This window comes from Ammoniphilus sp. CFH 90114 (genome assembly GCF_004123195.1).
Taxonomy (GTDB): Bacteria; Bacillota; Bacilli; order Aneurinibacillales; family RAOX-1; genus YIM-78166.
Genome location: NZ_SDLI01000017.1, coordinates 1 through 16,913, shown reverse-complemented (window position 1 = coordinate 16,913; position 16,913 = coordinate 1). Strand labels below are relative to the sequence as shown.

The following is a 16,913-nucleotide window of genomic DNA, read 5'->3' as shown; positions in this document are numbered from 1 at the left end:
TAACAAAACCTTTATTTTGTAATGGTATATGAAGTTTTTTAGTATATTTCAATACTAGAGAAGATTTTTCAAAGAGAATGTAGTAAGACCAAAATTTCCTGTTAAGTATCCCCACTATTATAAGGACAATCTTTAAATGATTCTAATTTGTGATATAATAAAAGACAAGGTTGTTTGATTAAGATCATCTAAAGGTCTATCTTTATTGAAAATTTACATAAATAAAAGTAGCTTAATTAACTCCTTAACTGCATATACTAATACTATCTTTTATTATGAAGGCGGTATGCAAGTGAGGATGAGGAGGAAGTACATGTTAAGAGGAGCACTGAAGGCAAATCCCAGAAATCGAATCACTCGAATTAGCTCTGACCAAAGAATCGAAATGATTAATAAGGAAATTTCAGCGAGTATAAATGTCGATAAACTCTTTAATGGTATTGAACCCTTAATAGTTGGTGAAAATGGAGTGGTTCTGAACTTCGATCATAATAATCCTCAACATAAAAAGTGGTTGAATGATTAATGAAGCCGGGAGAAATATACGATTTATATTTTCCTTTTAAAACACCAATCAAACCGGGCCAAGAAATGGGGAAGATTCGCCCGGCTCTAATTTTGGCTGTTTCTTCGAGTGGAACAGCTCTTGCTCTTTCGCTTAAAATAACCGGTACAGGACCAACCAGTGAGTATCCGTATCGTATTCCTATATTTTTTTGGCGAGACGCTAATTTGGACAAGCCATCATATGTGGAACTTGATACTGAAATGCCTATTCGAATTATATCCAGACAGTACCCTAGAGGGGAATTAAAGCCGGCCGACTTTAATAATGTACTTAAAGAGTATAGGAAATATAAATTAGGGTAAATTTGTCCACCTCGGTTATACCCCCTCAGAGAGTTGACTGACCCCATGATCGGCAACGGCAAAGCGGTGCGCGCTTTACCTTGTGACCAGGGACTGTCCAGTGGCCTTGCATGAGTGTTACCAACTGGAATTAGTTGAAAAATTTTACATTTATGCTTTGTACTATATTGACCACCTCGGTTATACCCCCTTGGGTAGGGGGCTGTCCCTCACTCTGCTAAAGTGTAAAGTATGAAAGTAACACCTCCCCAATCAAGAGATAATTTCTTGATTGGGGAGGTAATTTGTCGTTCACCTAGCTTACAAAATCCCTATTTTGTAACTGTACCTAAAACGCATAATGATTTTGTAGACTAAACAAAAAAGAAGAGTAAGTCCGCTTCGGTCTTTCACCGGAGTGGGCTTCTTTTGTTACTCAATTGAAGTTGAATATAATGAAGAAAAATTAGGATTGCTTATAATGTTCTTTTTCTGCATAGCCAAGGAGGTAAAGGAAAGCAAAAGCCGGGATACGTATTATAGGGGTCTTCGTTACATGAGAAGCAGCAATACCATAGTCATCACTGTTTTTTGTAATCAAAATGGCCCCCTTTGTTGTTTCATGATTGGCCCATTCTACAATGGCTTCCTTTTCCGATATGGTAGAATTCTCACGGTATTTAACTTCTATAATAATCCTTCCCATAGGGAAAGAAACAACCACATCAATTTCTTTTTTCGAATTTGAGTCACGGAAATATCCTACTTGTGGCCGCTGGTTGTAATAAAAGGAAAGTATATGTTTATAGACGGCTGTTTCAATTATTAATCCCATTTCATCAGGGTCTGTTAAGACTTCTTCGCCTAACATAAGAACAGCATTTCTGATGGCAGCGTCAGCTAAGTATATTTTTGGTCTTGATTTGAGGACTTTTTTTCCTTTGATTTCGGTAGGTTTGCTAATGTAAATTAAGTTTGCTTGCTCAAGTAACTCAAGATAATTTGCTATGGTGGGCCTTGATACACCTACTTCTTTTGCAATTGTATCCTGAACAATAATATTTCCGCTTACCATACAGATGAACAAAAATATCTTCTCAAGTTCCGCCACATTTCTTATTCCAAAAAGCGATACCATATCCCGTTTTATGACTTTATCAACTACATCTTCGCGGATAATTTTTTGCGCAAAGGGAACGTCATTAGAGAGTGCCACTTCAGGAAATCCACCAATTAGTAGGTATTGGTGAAAGTGTTTCTGGAGAGGCTGTAATGAAACCATAAGAGATGCAAGATCTTCTTTTTTCAATGCAGCAAGCGCCGTGGGTTTAACTCCTTCTTTTATATTTGGCATATCGATTCCCAGCAATTCTATATATTCATAAAAAGAAAGGGTAGGAATTTTGATTTGTGACCAACGTCCAACTCCGCTTTCTGACATTTTGCTAGCTAATATGGGGCTAGCTGATCCTGTTGCCATGATTTTATAATAAGGATTTTGATCATAAAGGGTCTTAAGCCAAGTATCCCAATCTGAAGCATATTGAATTTCATCAAAAAATAAATAAAGTTCTTCTGAATTTAATGCGATATTATTAATAAAAACCTCGATAATCGTACCAATGTCGCATAATTTCAGCATGGGATGATCAAAGGATACATATAAGATTTGTTTAGGAGATATATTTTTCATTACTTGTTCTATGGTTTGGTATAATATTGTTGTTTTACCAACTCTTCGGGGTCCTGATAAAATGACCTCTCTACGTATGGAGGGATGGTTAAATAGTTTATTGGCTTCATAAAATGCTAAGCGCTTTACGGGTTTGGTGAATTCCCGTGGGACTATGGAAGCAGTCCACCAGGGATTGTACCCAATCAGTACTTTGAGAATTTTTTCTTGCGAAATAAATTGCATCACAACACCTCCTTCATTTGTTTATACTTATCATTATATCACAATTAATGTAAAGTATACATTACATTAATATGATTTAATTGCTAATTATAACATGCTTGTGTGACCGTCAAGATAAATTGAACACTTTTTGCTGATTAATTTTGAACAGTTTTCTCTCCAAAAATGGTACTTCTATGCTTCATTCGATAGCTATCACCACATAGGTGAATGATCGCCTCGGGGATACCCCCTTGGGTAGGGGACTGTCCCTCACTCCGCTAAAGTGTAAAGTGTGAAAGTAAACCTCCCCAATCAAAAAGATATCTTTTGATTGGGGAGGCTATTTGCCGATCACTTACAGTTACAATACCAATATTTTGTTACTTTATTAACACACTGAAGGTATAGCTATTTGTTGGAAATGAAGTGTAAGTTTCATAATCACTATAGAAGATAAGATAGACATAGATTTGAGGGGTGCCGTGGGCGGAGAATGAGTTGTATCCAAAATAAAAAACCAACATGATGTTGGTTATACAGAAGGATTTATAGATTATAAAATATTAGCCTAATAAATTCATAAACTCATCAACGGTTAATCCAATATCAGATATTAACGATCGTAAAGTTCCTCTATCCAATTCCTTATGATTTGGGATTGATAATGTTACTCTCATACCTTGCTTGGTCAATATCATGTGACTTCCCTTTTGTCGTTTAAAAATCCACCCATCGTTTTCAAAGGCTCGTCGGGCTTCCATTCCTGATACAACTGGTAGTGGAGGCATTATAAAGCAACCTCCACATCAATCATTTCTTCTGTATCAGGCCATCCCATTTCTCTTCTAACTTCTATACAACCTTCAATGGCTTCTTTAATGTTTTCCAGGGCCTCGTTTCTTGTCTTACCTTGTGAAACACATCCGGGTAATACTGGACATTTTGCAAAAACCATACCATCTTCACCTGGGTAGAATATCACTGGGAGTTTCAATTGTTGCACCTCCAGTTTTTAATTATTATTATAACCCATTGTTACTAATATAATAATTGTACCATATTGTTACTGCCGTTACAAAATGACCCTGATTGCCGACGGTAAAGCGCTGCGCTTTACCTTGTGATGAGGGACTGTCCGGACTGTCCCTCACTCCGCTAAAGTATGAAAGTAAACCTCCCCACTCAAGAGTATATTTCTTGAGTGGGAGGCTATTTGTCGTTCAACTATTAACTCTATATCACTTTGGTATGAATAACAAAAAAACCAACACTTGTTTGTTGGTTGGAGAGATAATAACATCATGCTATTCTTTGTAGACATCGCCTCTGCTGCCTACTTTTAATACCAAAATAACTAATTGACCATCATTTATTGTAAATATAATTCGATAGTCCCAAACACGTTTTCTATATAGATCTTCTTCTCCTCTTGATTTTTTAACATTTGTTTCGGCATAGGGGTTTTCAGCTAGTGATACCATTGCATCTAAAATTCTTTTTCTCGTAGAAGAATTTAATTTGCAAATATCGCCTTAAGCATAGCGCGAAAGAAAGCCACCCACCTCAAGAAAACAACTTTTTGAGCAGCTATTGGACGTTTGAGGATAGTAACAATACCTGCATTTTGTACCTTGACTATCAATTTTCCCTTATCTAAAACTATTTTTATAATAGGAAGGAGGTATGGTTACAGATAGACTATGGTAGAGAGTTTTGATAGGATAAGAGAAGCAATTACATATTGCAGGGTGGGCGGTTGGCCACTCCCCTATAGAAGGGAGGTGGTAACATGACGGCGTATGAAGCAATAATGATAGCACTCACATCAAATTTAGTTTTGATAGGAGTTATTACAATTGCTGTGATGATCGTCGTACATAGAAAAAAGTAACCGCCCCGCTCACGGCCAAGAGAATAGGGTAGTTACTTTTTCCTAATTACATCTAAACTTTCAAGGTCAGCCGCTCTTCATGCGGCATGTAGTTGCGCAGTCAGGTGTTAGCAGCACCTGACTCTTTTTATTCATAGGCTTTATCTAAATACATTATACATGAAATCTTAGTAGTTATTCAAATTGTTATCGACAATAGAGACCGTAGGGGGATTATTCGAATTCCGGGAACAAAACATTTTTTTAGTTTGGTATGGGAGCAAACTGTGATTGCCGAAGGGAAAGCTACGCTTTACCTCATAATCAGAGACTGTCCCTCACTCCGCTAAAGTTTAAGTATGAAAGGTGTAAAGTGTGCACTTCGAAAAGAAAGAAGCTTATTTCTAACTGGGTCTGGCCAAACCACTTTATTTTTGTTCATTAACAAAATTCTCTGGTGTTAGCGATTTGATAAGCTCTGTTGTGGTAAGAACTTTTCCTTTTGTGTATGCTTTCCGACTATTTGAAATCAACTGTTTTAGATCTGTATCTGAATTGGTATCAAATTCAATAGAAGTTGTGTCTTCCTCCTGAAGAACGATGGTAAACCTGCCTTTTCCAGGAATAAAAGTACTACATACGGAATTTTTTCTGTTCATTTTATCTATAGCATCCATAAGTTCTGTTGATGAGGTGATCTTCTCCATTTCAAAACACCTACCTTCATTATTCCGAGTACTTATTAAACATTATATCATAATTGCCAACGGCAAAGCTCTCCGCACATTCCTTCGCCAACGAGACTGTTCTCAAATTGAAGTTTAAAAGTTTAGTAAATTATAGTAATATAAGAGATGTCCCCGTCCATCCTCTATTTTGTCCCCAAGTTGTGTTGCCCCTACAATAATGAAAGGAGTCTGCTATGCCCAGGAAACATCGGATCTGGTACCCGGGAGCTACGTATCATATTATGTGCCGGGGGAACCATCGCCACGATATTTTCCGAGATGATGAAGACCGGATATTTTACCTCACGACCCTCAGGCAAGCCCAAAAACACTACCCCTACACCCTTCACTCGTATTGTCTCATGACGAATCACGTTCATCTCCAACTCGAAACCCATCAATTAGAAGTCGGGCAAGTCATGAAAAGAATTAATATGGTTTATGCGATTTACTTTAACAGGAAGTATCATTTTGTCGGTCATCTGTTTCAAGGGCGTTATTGCTCGGAACTAATAGAAAGAGATGACTATCAATTAGAAATTAGCAAGTATATTCATCTGAATCCCGTACGGGCCAATATGGTAGAAAGGCCCTTGGACTATCCTTGGAGCAGTTACGGGTTTTATATGGAAGAGAGGGAAGACGCTCTGGTCAAAATAGGGAAGATCCTCGATTATTTTGCGCCGCCCAGAGTGGAAAGGTACAGAAAGTATGTGGAGTCTAGATGATAAAGGAGGAGAAGCATATTGGCAACGGTGATTAATAGCTTTGCGATTACGGGGGTGGATGGATACCGGGTCGAAGTGGAAGTGGAGCTGATCTACGGTCAGCCGTCGGTGACGATTGTGGGATTGGGGGACATGGCGATTAAGGAGGCTAGGGAGCGGCTTCAAGCGGCGATGATTCAGGCGGGCTATGAATTTCCTAAGGTGAAGATTGTAGTGAATTTGGCTCCAAGTGATGTGAAGAAGAGAGGGACGCATTACGATCTGGCGATGGCGGTGGGCCTGCTGGAACAATCGGAGCAATTGATGCCCTTGGTTCAGCTGAGGAAGTTTGGATTTATTGGAGAACTATCCTTGAATGGTCATCTGAGACCTTGTACCGGTGTGCTGCCGATGGCGATTCGAGCGAAAGAGATGGGGATTGAACAGTTGATTGTTCCATCGGAGAATTTGCAGGAAGCTTCTCTGGTCAAGGGAATTGAGGTGCATGGATTTACCCGGTTGCAAGATGTAGTAGAATTTCTACGCGGGAATGAGAAGTTGGCTGTTAAAGAACGACCGGACAAGCTGATCCTACCGGCATCGACCTTGGATTTTAAGGAAGTGCAAGGACAAGACACCTTGATTGAGTACTTGGTGCTGGCAGCGGCAGGAGGACATAATATGCTGATGTTGTGTGACAATAACAAGTTCAATAGCTGAGTAAAAACAACAGAATTTGACCTTGTTTGACATTTGACCTTTACTGACCTACAATTTACCTTGTAAGGAAACTTAAACTATTTTTGGGGGAGATTAAATTGACAGAGACAAAGTTCGGTTATGAAATTGATTTCTTACCAGTCGGGAATGGTAGTAAAAGTGGGGATGCTATTGCCATTCGATATGGTTATCCAGACGACTATAAGATTATGGTCATTGACGGTGGAACAAAAGATTCAGGGAGAGCATTAGTTGATCATATAAAAAAATATTATGGTACGACAGTAGTTGATTATGTAGTCAACTCACACCCAGACGCAGACCATGCCTCTGGATTAACAGTTGTTTTAGAAGAGCTTGAAGTAAAACAACTTTGGATGCACCGCCCTTGGGAACATAGTCAGGATATTAGAGAAGCTTTTAAAGACGGGCGCATAACGGAAGATAGTTTGTACAGAAGGCTTCAGGAGGCACTTAACCATGCGCGTAATTTGGAAGAGATTGCCATTAAAAAAGGAATTGACATCTATGAGCCTTTTGAAGGAGAGAAGATAGGAGATTTCGTTGTATTATCTCCGAGCAAACCGTGGTATCAGGAGCTTCTTCCCGAATTTAGATCCACACCAGAGCAACAGAAAAAGGAAGAAGCATCTATTGTAAGATCAATCTTTGAAGTTGGGCAAGCCGTAATAGCTAAGATTAAGGAATTATGGGATGTTGATAGTCTAAGTGAAGATGGTAAAACCTCTGCAGAGAATAATAGCAGTGTGGTAATGTTTGCAAAGTTAGATGAACATAGTATTCTCTTGACCGCAGACGCTGGAATAGAGGCTTTAAACAAGGCTGCTGATTACGCAGAGAGTAATGACATTGATCTGACTACATGTAAATTTATTCAAGTTCCACACCATGGTAGTCGGAGAAATGTGTCTCCTTCGGTTTTAAATCGTATTGTAGGAGAAAAGGTGGAGAAGGGTTCTAAGACTACTAAGGTTGCATTCGTGTCTGCTTCTAAGGAATCGGAAAAACATCCACGAGCTAATGTAGTAAATGCTTTTATTCGTAGAGGAGCAAAGGTTATCGCAACAAAAGGGTCTACAAAAGGTCAAAGATATAACTTCCCAGCTCGAGATGGATGGACTGTTGCAGAGCCAATGGAATTCTCAGATGAGGTGGATGAATAATATGGAGTTATTACCTGACAAGTATGATATGCAGGCAAGGGTAGCTCCTGCTGTCGTCATTTTGCTTCCTATAATGTTCTGTGTATGCTTACTTTTCCCAAGTCTTATTGACGCTACTTCAGTGTTGATGGGTTCAATTGTAGTACTTGCTCTTTCCATGCTACTCGCTAGTACCACAAGGAATGTAGGTAAAAGGAAGGAAAAACATCTATTTGAGCGTTGGGATGGTATGCCCACAGTTAGATTCCTTAGACATCTTGATACAGAGATAGCTGAGGAAACAAAACAAAGGTATCATCAATATCTACAAGCCAATGTACCGGGATTCTCTCCACCTACTAGAGAGTTGGAGTTTCAAGACAAGGAACGAGCCGATAGAATGTACGGATCAGCTGTGAATTGGTTGAGGCAACAATATGGAAGTACTAGCTTTGTCTTTTCTAAAAATGTTGCTTATGGTTTCGCACGTAACCTTTGGGGGTTGAAGCCATTAGCTATTACTATTTCTTTGTTATCTTTAGCTGGCAGTGTAATCATAGTTAATCATCGGTATGGATTGGCTACCAAAGATGTTCCAGTAGAAGCATGGTGCAGTATTGTAATTCCGGTTATTTTTCTTTACATCTGGATGTTTGTTGTTTCAAGCGAGTGGGTGCATTTGCAAGCAAAAGCATATGGAATCGCACTTCTTGAAACATGTGATGGTGTTAGGCAAGCATCGTAATAGGTTCTCATTTGGGATGTTCTCGAGATAATCAGAGAAATGGCTCAGACTAGGGGCATCTCTTAAAACTTTGAATGTCGTCTGATAATAAGTATTTAGGAATGAAATTGTCTGTCAGGGTGGAGTTATTAGTGTAGGTTATGTTTATCGGGGGCAACTACTTATGAACACTGTTGTTCATAAGTAAGAGGTTTACGAGTAGTATTAGATCATTAGCGCTTCTACTACTCTTTTAACTAGCTTACACAATTCAAAATCATCTTCACTATCAGGGTTAAACCTAATAATATGGTATCCTTTTTGTCGTATGTAATATTCCCTTTCTTTTTCGCTGGCGTTGCTTCTTTCTTTGTGACCAAATTCATCACATTCAACAATAACCTTATTATTAATTAGGAAGTCCACTCGATACTTATTATCAATCCATACTTCCATGTCCAAGGGGAATCCTTCAAAAGTTGCACTTAAAACCTTCTTCAAACTGTTTTGTTTTACTAAAAAACCGTTGATTCTTGTTAATGATTCAACAAACCCAGGAGTCTGAGTGCTAATGATAACTCTACAGACCTCGAGAGCAACAACACTACACTTGAGTAAAACACCGATCTCTAAAAATGCATGACCGGGAATAACTAAAAGACTAGGGGTGTTATCGCCTATTACGTATCTGTTATGAAATTTTAAACTTTTTAACTTCGCACCACTTAACTTAACTATTCCTAGTTCTTTTAATCTTCTTCTATGCCTTCGCAGTAAAGTGTTAACAGTATCTTTTTCTACCTCATAATATTCAGCTACCATCTCCACTGTTGAGAATCTGTCAGAAGGGAGTCCGCAATTTGTTGGTTTAATAAGATGAAATACATTCTTAACTTTGCCTAGTATTTCATAAGCTTGATGGTTCAAATCATCCATTTCTCACAACCTCCTTATAAGTTCCAAATTATGGGTGTTAACACACTTATTATACCCTTTTAGATGACATATAACCTCTAGGAAGATGGTGCGAGCTTAAGGAGTTAGCCTTTGTCTATCTGTAAGTAGCGGGGAGCGAACCCCGCACGTTCGACAAGGCTGAGAAAGACGCTCAGCCTTGTGGTTTGTTAATATGTATCTGAATGATTTAATTCAGTGCTAAGCAGACGCCGTCAGCGAGGTTAGGATTGCGGTAATTATTAATTTTAGGAGCGGGGACATCGTCCCCACACCCCTTTCAAGATTAAGAAATATTTCATTGGATTTTAGAGGGGAGAGTGTCCTTGAAGTCAGTAATACCATAAGGTTTGACTTCATAAGACAACCCTCGCATTTTTTTACATACTTGTCCAAAATTCCTCGTATTTTTTAACACTCACTTGGCGAGGAACATTGTTAGAAGAGTTTTGTCAGGGTATCCACTTTGACGATAAAATATCATTGGATTAACGAATATCATAACTTTGTTGCCACGTCTTACAGTTGCAAACGCTTGATATTGACCTAGTCTCATTTTGTTAAGTTTGTCATCTACTGTTTGTCTAGTTGTGCCAGTTAGTTCTGCAAGTTCACTTTTGTTAATACTAGAAATTAAATTTGGATTTTCTTCAAATGGGTTTAAGCATAACAAGTTGTCCCTGTAATGGACGTAGGGCATAATCTTATAAAGGAAACCCAAGTCTTTTGCATTATACATTTTAAACAATTCACGAACACCACTCGTGAAAGTCTTCAAGACCTTATCAAGTTCTTTTAATTTACCCTTGAAGTGATACCTTTGATTGAGTTTAACTATACCCGTTTCCTTATCTTCCATAATGATATTGTTGCTTATCATAGCCTTAAAGAAGTCACGAAAAGCAGTCTCTTTCAAGCCTAAAACCTCTGCAATATCCTTTTTATTCATTGGCATTTTCTTTTGGCTACGGACTAAGATACATTCAAAATTGGTATAGCTCTGGAGAACAAGCAAGTATCCACAATGTTTGTCTTCAAGCTTTCCAATAACCTCCTGAACTTCTACCATTGACGAAAACGTGAATTCATGACTTCTACCTGTTTGTCTACGTGTATATGCATAATCTTGAGCAGGAGATATGATTCTATATCCTTGACCTGAAGGGACTAGAATGCCATGCTCTCCTGTCTTGAGAGAGACTCCAGGTGTTAAGCTCATGTTGGTAAACCCCTTAGCACAACAGGCTTTATAAGGTCTTCGCCTCTCAGTCCTCTATTATACCGACTTTTCACAGTTTCATGGTTTATGCCATACTCCTCAGCAATATCTTTGAGTGTTAGGTCTTTATTATTGACCATAGTCCTCACTGTGCATCGCCTGTTATTATTCTGTGTTATCCTATCAGTCCACCTACAGTTATCAGGAGAGTAATTACCATCATTGTTAATTCTGTCAATACTAATTGAACGGTCATCCTTAACGTAGCCGTTTGCTAAAGACCATTCACAGAAGTTCTTAAAGCTGTCCCACTCTGGGCAAACTTTGATTCCCCTTCCTCCGTAGTCTGCGTTATCCCTATGATTTGGATTGTTACATCTTTGCCTCATGTTGCCCCAAGTGCTATAAAGATTTGGATATACCTTACTAAGTCCATGCTTTATAATTGCTTCTCTGTTGAGACAACCACAAGAACGAGTGTTACCGGTAGTAAGACCGTCTCTTCTTACTTTTTTTTCATTACCACAGTCACATTGGCAGTGGTAGTAGTTACTTCCCTCAATTCTTTCAATTACAGTTAAGCGTCCATACTTCATACCAATAATTTCTTTTCGCTTCATTCTATTCACTCCTTGTACTTGGTTCATAAGTTTTTCAATGTACAAAGAGGTTCAAACGAAAAGATGCAACCCTCGAACGGAAGCTTATTCTGTTAATTGTTTTATATTTCAATGCTTTAACGTGGTAAATTAGGGATGAATACATACGGATAATATTTGTCTGCGAGGTAATTGCAAACTAGTTTTTTTATTAGTTCTTCTGGTACTTAGGGGGTATTAAAGAAAGAGCGAGAATATTGTTCAATAATCTCTCACACAATGTTTGCAATCTGTCCCTTGTAGTGAGGTGGATTAATATTCAAATTAAGGGGATGGGGAGATGGAGAGGCTTATTTAATCAATTGTTAGAGAGAAAATCAACAATTGCTTGGTGGAAGAAGAAATTTTTAAGGACCAATCCTTCGCTGAAACCAAGGAAGACTTCATGGCACTACTGAAAAAAGCTAAAAGGTCAGATAGCAGTTATAGATTTCTTTGACCTTGAAGCCCACGCTAATAGCATGTGGGTATTCGCCTCAGAAGTGGCTTATCGTGAAGGTTTGAAAGATGATTTGAATCTGAAAGAGTGAAGAGGTTATATATGGCAATTAAGTAAATGCCATTTCAGCAGTAAGTTCATTCAGTTAGTTAGTACAAATCAAGTCCGACTTTCATTAATAGAATCTAAGATGATGAAATGCGGGAAAGACGACATTATGTGTATTCCACCAATACCGCCACCTGTTCCGGAAATATTTGGGCCGGGGAATCCGAAAAATCACGCCCACCGAGTTCGGCGAAAATCATGAATCTACCACCGAATGCTATTGAACTATAGGGGATCTTAAGTGGAATTCAGCAAAATAAATTCCAATCTTTTATATCTAATTTTGTTCAATGATATTGATAAATGGATGGTTAGATCGGTAAGTACAAGTGGTAATCTTCACCCTGTTAATACCTCTCTTAAAGGTTAATCCTAGCGTTAATTATCGCTGGGATTTTCTGTATTTAAAATCTGAACTTCACAAGATGATAAAGAGAAAAGTCATTTACATACGATAAAATTTTTGATGAATGCTAATTGACGAGTAGTTCCGGTATATATCTGAACATTCTTTTCTTTTTATTTAGTAAACTCCCCCACCCCTTATGCCTAGTTATCCTAACTTAAGTGCACCGTCCAGAAAGGTATACCTTAACAGACGTTTAAAGAACGTCTTATTTTTTGTCTGTAAAAGTTGTTAAATCATTTTACAAACGTTTATAAACTACAATTGACCTTTACGGACTGTTTTTGGTAAAATATACTTACAAAACAGAGGGAGGCAATCACATGACAATGCTAGTTATCTGCATTATTCTTGGCATCTTCATTCTTGATCATTTTCTTGATGTAGCACTCGAAAAACGAAATGACAGACTGTTTAACCAACACATTCTATCTCTAGACCCAGCTATACAACGTAAGCTTCAGGAGCAAAGAGAGTGTTGGAAAATTCAAATCTACATGAACGGGGAGGGCTTAACATGAGTAGCAAAACATTCGGATACATAAGGGTTAGTTCCAAAGACCAGAATGAAGCTCGTCAGCTTAAAGAGATGCTTGCTCTACGCATTTCTGAGAGAGACATATACATAGACAAGGAGAGCGGTAAAGACTTCAACAGACCTAAATATCAAGCGTTAAAACACAACCTACGTGAAGGAGATTTACTTTACATCAAGTCCATAGACCGTTTTGGTAGAAACTCAAAGGAGATAAAGAGAGAATGGGAGGAGATCACACAAGAAATTAAAGCAGACATCAAGGTATTGGACATGCCACTGCTGGACACAACACAGCACAAAGACACGCTTGGCACGTTCGTTAGTGATCTAGTATTGCAAGTCTTGTCATTCGTAGCTGAGAGAGAACGTGAGAACATCCAACAGAGGCAAGCAGAGGGGATTGCCATTGCTAAGGCTAAAGGTAAGCATCTAGGACGACCACAGATGACCTTAGACAGCTTAACAAAGGAGCAAAAGCGTACCTTAGAATCTTTGTACCCAGAATGGAAGAATGGTCAGATCACGGCAGTACAGCTTATGAATGACCTAGATTTGAAGAAGAGTACATTTTATAAAATCGTTAAAGAATACGAAGAGAAACTAGCATGATAAGAGCTAGAGGTTAACGACCATTACATTAATGTGTTTGTGATTAAGATGATACAGGACGTATGGCAATAGGTGGAGAGGTTAGGAGGTATGTACAGCAAGTAATACAGCAGTGCTTAGGCGTTTGGAGACTATCTAAGACAGGCTGTACAGCATCATAAGTAACTTGATTATAAGCAAATGACATTGTGCTACAATTGTTGCAGGCAAATCAGGCAAATCAACAGATAAAGGAGTTCTCCATGGAGCAGGAAAAAGTAAAGGTATGCGCTTATTGCCGAGTAAGTACTAACAGTAAAGACCAAGAGAACAGCTTTGAGAATCAACAATCATATTTTCACAGGGAGATTGCAAAAGACTCTAGGTATGAACTATATAAAATTTATGCTGATAAAGGAACAACAGGAACATCGCTTAACAACCGTAAGCAATTCAATGACATGCTCTACGATGCGGGGCTTGATCTAGCTCTTGCTTACAATGATGATAATGATAAGAGGAAAGACAAAGTTGGACACATGTTCCTTGCCAGCACCTCTAGAGAACCAAAATTTAATAGAATTATTGTTAAAAATACGAGCAGGTTTGCTCGGAATATCTTAGTTCTTCAAATCATCAGGGAATTGGCAAAGAAAGAAGTTTACATTGACTTTTTGGACAAAAATTTCTCAACAGATAGACCTAGGGATTTAGAAACGTTACCCATCTTTCTTCAACTTGATGAAAATGAAAGTCGTGATAAGTCAAGGAAAGTGAAATTTGGACATGAAGAAGGTGCGAAGAAAGGTGTAGTTCACACAAACGATAGACTTTATGGATATAGATACCTTAGAGAATCTAACTCTCTTGAAGTCATCCCTCATGAGGCGGAAGTAGTCAGGAAAATATTCACTCTTTACAGTCAAGGAATAGGATTTAGGAGAATCATAAACATTCTGAATGACGAAGGCATTAAGACAAGGAATGGGAGAGAATTTGGCTCAAGCTCGTTAAAAAGAATGCTTTCCAATGAGAAGTATGCAGGTATCAATGCAAGGCTCAAGTATGACACTGGAACGGTGTTCAACAAGAACTCTTATCCAAAGGTGAAAGACAAAGATGAGTGGGTCATCCATGAGGATTCAAGAATTCCAGCTATAATTGACAAGACACTATTTGAGCTATGCTGTAAGATTCGAGAGAGCAATGTGAACTATGTATGGCAAAAGGGGCAGTACAAGGGGATAAGTGAATATGCGGGTTTGATTTATTGTAAAAGATGCGGAAGCGTGTATACTTCCAATGTAGACAAAGGAAGAAGGTTTTACAATTGTAGCCTTAAGAAAACTAAAGGTACTATTGAGTGTAGCAACCCAAATGTATCCCTGAAGAAGTTACAGGAATTCCTGTCTGAACTTGCAACCAACGGATATGCTGAAGCTGTAGATGAGATGAAGGAAACTCAAATCAAAATCTTAGAGGATATGAAGAAGTACTTGGAGAAGCAAATAGATGCTGACAAAGTATCAACGGTGGAAGAACTTACTATCCAAAGAGACGAGCTAGTACAGCAAAAGCAAAAGCTTCTTCCGCTTTACTTGAAAGGGAAGATTGACGAGCAACTTCTTGATGACACCATGGAATCCATCGAAAAAGAACTAACAAGCGTTGAAGTGCTTATCAAAGAAAACTCAAAAACAAATGATGAACTGTCAGAAGACATTAAAAAGTTAAGTGAGGGTATTGCTCAAATTGCTGGACTTGTGAAGGATAAAGACTATACGGGTGAGAACATTACAGAAGCAATTGAAAAAGTATTAGTACTTGAAAACGGTACGCTTGATGTTGTATTCAAACAACAAGCAATATTGCTCGACATGGTTAAGAAGTACGAACATCTGGTAACTGAGGACTTTGTAGAGAGCGTGTACCCTCAAGTTTACTATGGTTCAGATTATACGGAATTATAGCGTGATATTGTAGTCTAATATGCTGATGATCGGTCCACCGGGGTGTGGAAAATCCATGATTGCGAAGCGGATTCCGACGATATTGCCGAGTATGACCGAGGAAGAGTCCTTGGAAGTGACGAAAATCTATAGCGTGGCAGGTTTATTGAAGCATCGAGGGGATTTAATCCGTGAGCGCCCGTTTCGCGATCCTCATCATAATGCGTCGACGAATTCCTTGATCGGGGGAGGGAATTACGCGACTCCAGGTGAGATCTCATTGGCTCATCATGGGGTCTTGTTTCTCGATGAGATTGCGGAATTTCAGAAGAAAACACTGGATGGATTGCGCCAGCCCATCGAGGATCGTGTGGTGACGATTACGAGGGTCAAGTCCACGAACACGTACCCCTGCAACTTCATGCTCGTGGCGGCCATGAATCCTTGTCCATGCGGGTACTATGGACAACCGAGGTGCCGATGTACGGATTACGAGGTGCTGAAATACCAACAGACGATCTCGGGTCCGATCCTCGACCGCATGGATGTCCAGAAGTATATTCAACCTGTGGATTTCTTTTCGTTAACGAATGGTTATCATGGGAGAAGCTCGGCAGAGATTCGTGAAAGGGTTGAAGCGGCTCGGGCTATTCAGAAGAAAAGGTATTCCGGATATAAGGGGATCACGTGCAACGCACAGATGACCTCGGGGATGATCCATGACTACTGTGAACTAGAAGAAGGAGGGATGCGACTGTTGCAAAAAGCTTACGAAAGGTTTCAATACAGTGCCAGGACGTTTCATAAATTTTTGAAGCTAGCACGTACTTATGCCGATCTGGAGGGAGCAACCAAGATACGCCAGAAAGATGTGGCTTCGGCTTTGACGGCCCGGGACTTAGATAAGGATCAGAAAGGGATGGTGGTATAGATGATCGCAAACCTAGACGACCTTCTGTATTGGATATGGTTGACGGACATCCCGTCGGTGGGCCCGGTCATGCAAAGAAAGCTGCTGCATCGGTTTGGGACGCCGGAAGCGATCTTTCAAGCTCATGAATCGGAATTAGCTGAGGTTTCAGGAGTCGGCCCACATCTGGCGAATCGAATCCGGTTATCGAGGTCTTTGGAGAAAGCCAAAAAGGGATTGGACCACATGCAACATAAACAAATTCAGCTGTTAACCGTCAAAGATCCTCTATACCCTCATGAATTTAACATGATTTCTAAAGCTCCTCTCGTTTTTTATTATCGTGGATATTTGAGGGGAAATAGTGTCGGAGTCGGCATCGTGGGTACGACTCGTTGCAGTGAGTATGGAAAGCGCGTGGCGGTTCATGCGGCAGAAACCTTCGCTCAATACCACATTCCGGTTATTAGCGGATTGGATAA

Annotated in this window: 19 protein-coding genes; 11 read left to right on the top strand and 8 right to left on the bottom strand. The window is 39.2% G+C overall.

What is annotated here, in order from left to right; all coding sequences use genetic code 11:
- Nucleotides 1–313: 313 nt before the first annotated feature.
- Together EIZ39_RS23350 and EIZ39_RS23345 are read left to right on the top strand one after the other, a co-directional pair.
- Complete coding sequence (locus EIZ39_RS23350; protein ID WP_129203447.1) at nucleotides 314–526, top strand: hypothetical protein; 213 nt, start codon at nucleotides 314–316, stop codon at nucleotides 524–526.
- Nucleotides 526–870 carry a type II toxin-antitoxin system PemK/MazF family toxin gene (locus tag EIZ39_RS23345; RefSeq protein WP_129203445.1) on the top strand — a complete coding sequence of 115 codons (345 nt, stop codon included), beginning with the start codon at nucleotides 526–528 and terminating at the stop codon, nucleotides 868–870. Before EIZ39_RS23350 ends, EIZ39_RS23345 begins: the two co-directional genes overlap by 1 nt.
- Before the next feature lie 445 nt (nucleotides 871–1,315).
- On the opposite strand, the gene EIZ39_RS23340 is transcribed toward EIZ39_RS23345, so the two are convergent.
- The 5 genes from EIZ39_RS23340 to EIZ39_RS23320 all read right to left on the bottom strand — a co-directional run bounded on the left by EIZ39_RS23340 (nucleotide 1,316) and on the right by EIZ39_RS23320 (nucleotide 5,326).
- A complete protein-coding gene (locus EIZ39_RS23340; protein WP_129203443.1) occupies nucleotides 1,316–2,767 on the bottom strand; it encodes an ATP-binding protein in 1,452 nt (483 codons plus the stop codon).
- Between the two features lie 545 nt (nucleotides 2,768–3,312).
- Nucleotides 3,313–3,537 carry a type II toxin-antitoxin system HicA family toxin gene (locus EIZ39_RS23335; RefSeq protein WP_129203441.1) on the bottom strand — a complete coding sequence of 75 codons (225 nt, stop codon included), beginning with the start codon at nucleotides 3,535–3,537 and terminating at the stop codon, nucleotides 3,313–3,315.
- On the bottom strand, nucleotides 3,537–3,743 hold the full coding sequence (locus tag EIZ39_RS23330) for a type II toxin-antitoxin system HicB family antitoxin (protein ID WP_205668628.1): 207 nt from the start codon (nucleotides 3,741–3,743) through the stop codon (nucleotides 3,537–3,539). The genes EIZ39_RS23335 and EIZ39_RS23330 overlap by 1 nt, the downstream gene beginning before the upstream one ends.
- Before the next feature lie 310 nt (nucleotides 3,744–4,053).
- A complete protein-coding gene (locus tag EIZ39_RS27805) occupies nucleotides 4,054–4,242 on the bottom strand; it encodes a type II toxin-antitoxin system RelE family toxin (protein ID WP_368666355.1) in 189 nt (62 codons plus the stop codon).
- An 805-nt stretch (nucleotides 4,243–5,047) separates the two neighbouring features.
- Nucleotides 5,048–5,326, bottom strand: a complete 279-nt coding sequence (locus EIZ39_RS23320) for a hypothetical protein (protein ID WP_129203437.1) — start codon at nucleotides 5,324–5,326, stop codon at nucleotides 5,048–5,050.
- 215 nt (nucleotides 5,327–5,541) lie between these two features.
- On the opposite strand from EIZ39_RS23320, the gene EIZ39_RS23315 reads away from it, so the two are divergent.
- The 4 genes from EIZ39_RS23315 (at nucleotide 5,542) to EIZ39_RS23300 (ending at nucleotide 8,682) form a co-directional block, all read left to right on the top strand.
- Complete coding sequence (locus EIZ39_RS23315) at nucleotides 5,542–6,075, top strand: transposase (protein WP_129203435.1); 534 nt, start codon at nucleotides 5,542–5,544, stop codon at nucleotides 6,073–6,075.
- A 27-nt stretch (nucleotides 6,076–6,102) separates the two neighbouring features.
- Entirely contained in the window at nucleotides 6,103–6,774 is a 672-nt protein-coding gene (locus tag EIZ39_RS23310; RefSeq protein WP_240675922.1) for a magnesium chelatase domain-containing protein, read from the top strand.
- Between the two features lie 98 nt (nucleotides 6,775–6,872).
- Nucleotides 6,873–7,958, top strand: a complete 1,086-nt coding sequence (locus tag EIZ39_RS23305) for a ComEC/Rec2 family competence protein (protein ID WP_205668627.1) — start codon at nucleotides 6,873–6,875, stop codon at nucleotides 7,956–7,958.
- Between the two features lies 1 nt (nucleotide 7,959).
- Nucleotides 7,960–8,682 (top strand): hypothetical protein, encoded by a 723-nt coding sequence (locus EIZ39_RS23300; RefSeq protein ID WP_129203431.1) that lies wholly within the window; start codon nucleotides 7,960–7,962, stop codon nucleotides 8,680–8,682.
- Nucleotides 8,683–8,886: 204 nt separating this feature from the next.
- Here EIZ39_RS23300 and EIZ39_RS23295 read toward each other — a convergent pair whose 3' ends face one another.
- From EIZ39_RS23295 to EIZ39_RS23285, 3 genes are all read right to left on the bottom strand, one after another.
- Entirely contained in the window at nucleotides 8,887–9,597 is a 711-nt protein-coding gene (locus tag EIZ39_RS23295) for a DUF559 domain-containing protein (protein WP_129203429.1), read from the bottom strand.
- Between the two features lie 436 nt (nucleotides 9,598–10,033).
- Nucleotides 10,034–10,834, bottom strand: coding sequence for a hypothetical protein (locus EIZ39_RS23290; protein WP_129203427.1), 801 nt, complete (start codon nucleotides 10,832–10,834; stop codon nucleotides 10,034–10,036).
- Complete coding sequence (locus EIZ39_RS23285) at nucleotides 10,831–11,454, bottom strand: sigma factor-like helix-turn-helix DNA-binding protein (RefSeq protein WP_164985279.1); 624 nt, start codon at nucleotides 11,452–11,454, stop codon at nucleotides 10,831–10,833. The genes EIZ39_RS23290 and EIZ39_RS23285 overlap by 4 nt, the downstream gene beginning before the upstream one ends.
- Nucleotides 11,455–12,769: 1,315 nt before the next feature.
- Between EIZ39_RS23285 and EIZ39_RS23280 the strand changes: the two genes are divergently transcribed.
- The 5 genes from EIZ39_RS23280 to EIZ39_RS23260 form a co-directional block, all read left to right on the top strand.
- Nucleotides 12,770–12,967, top strand: coding sequence for a hypothetical protein (locus EIZ39_RS23280; protein ID WP_129203424.1), 198 nt, complete (start codon nucleotides 12,770–12,772; stop codon nucleotides 12,965–12,967).
- Complete coding sequence (locus EIZ39_RS23275) at nucleotides 12,964–13,593, top strand: recombinase family protein (protein ID WP_129203422.1); 630 nt, start codon at nucleotides 12,964–12,966, stop codon at nucleotides 13,591–13,593. The genes EIZ39_RS23280 and EIZ39_RS23275 overlap by 4 nt, the downstream gene beginning before the upstream one ends.
- Before the next feature lie 242 nt (nucleotides 13,594–13,835).
- The gene (locus tag EIZ39_RS23270) at nucleotides 13,836–15,542 is read left to right on the top strand and encodes a recombinase family protein (RefSeq protein WP_129203420.1); all 1,707 of its coding nucleotides are present in this window, start codon (nucleotides 13,836–13,838) and stop codon (nucleotides 15,540–15,542) included.
- A 19-nt stretch (nucleotides 15,543–15,561) separates the two neighbouring features.
- Entirely contained in the window at nucleotides 15,562–16,452 is an 891-nt protein-coding gene (locus tag EIZ39_RS23265; protein WP_129203418.1) for a YifB family Mg chelatase-like AAA ATPase, read from the top strand.
- Nucleotides 16,453–16,913 (top strand): DNA-processing protein DprA (locus tag EIZ39_RS23260; RefSeq protein WP_205668626.1); only part of this gene is annotated, 461 nt, incomplete at its 3' end.

Bases quoted from the DNA above. Each gene is read 5' to 3' on its own strand.
- EIZ39_RS23270 (WP_129203420.1), top strand. From the start codon at position 13,836: ATGGAGCAGGAAAAAGTAAAGGTATGCGCTTATTGCCGAGTAAGTACT.
- EIZ39_RS23320 (WP_129203437.1), bottom strand. From the start codon at position 5,326: ATGGAGAAGATCACCTCATCAACAGAACTTATGGATGCTATAGATAAA.
- EIZ39_RS23265 (WP_129203418.1), top strand. From the start codon at position 15,562: ATGCTGATGATCGGTCCACCGGGGTGTGGAAAATCCATGATTGCGAAG.
- EIZ39_RS23300 (WP_129203431.1), top strand. From the start codon at position 7,960: ATGGAGTTATTACCTGACAAGTATGATATGCAGGCAAGGGTAGCTCCT.
- EIZ39_RS23340 (WP_129203443.1), bottom strand. From the start codon at position 2,767: ATGCAATTTATTTCGCAAGAAAAAATTCTCAAAGTACTGATTGGGTAC.
- EIZ39_RS23335 (WP_129203441.1), bottom strand. From the start codon at position 3,537: ATGCCTCCACTACCAGTTGTATCAGGAATGGAAGCCCGACGAGCCTTT.
- EIZ39_RS23290 (WP_129203427.1), bottom strand. From the start codon at position 10,834: ATGAGCTTAACACCTGGAGTCTCTCTCAAGACAGGAGAGCATGGCATT.
- EIZ39_RS23315 (WP_129203435.1), top strand. From the start codon at position 5,542: ATGCCCAGGAAACATCGGATCTGGTACCCGGGAGCTACGTATCATATT.
- EIZ39_RS23350 (WP_129203447.1), top strand. From the start codon at position 314: ATGTTAAGAGGAGCACTGAAGGCAAATCCCAGAAATCGAATCACTCGA.
- EIZ39_RS23275 (WP_129203422.1), top strand. From the start codon at position 12,964: ATGAGTAGCAAAACATTCGGATACATAAGGGTTAGTTCCAAAGACCAG.
- EIZ39_RS23295 (WP_129203429.1), bottom strand. From the start codon at position 9,597: ATGGATGATTTGAACCATCAAGCTTATGAAATACTAGGCAAAGTTAAG.
- EIZ39_RS23285 (WP_164985279.1), bottom strand. From the start codon at position 11,454: ATGAAGCGAAAAGAAATTATTGGTATGAAGTATGGACGCTTAACTGTA.
- EIZ39_RS23280 (WP_129203424.1), top strand. From the start codon at position 12,770: ATGACAATGCTAGTTATCTGCATTATTCTTGGCATCTTCATTCTTGAT.
- EIZ39_RS23345 (WP_129203445.1), top strand. From the start codon at position 526: ATGAAGCCGGGAGAAATATACGATTTATATTTTCCTTTTAAAACACCA.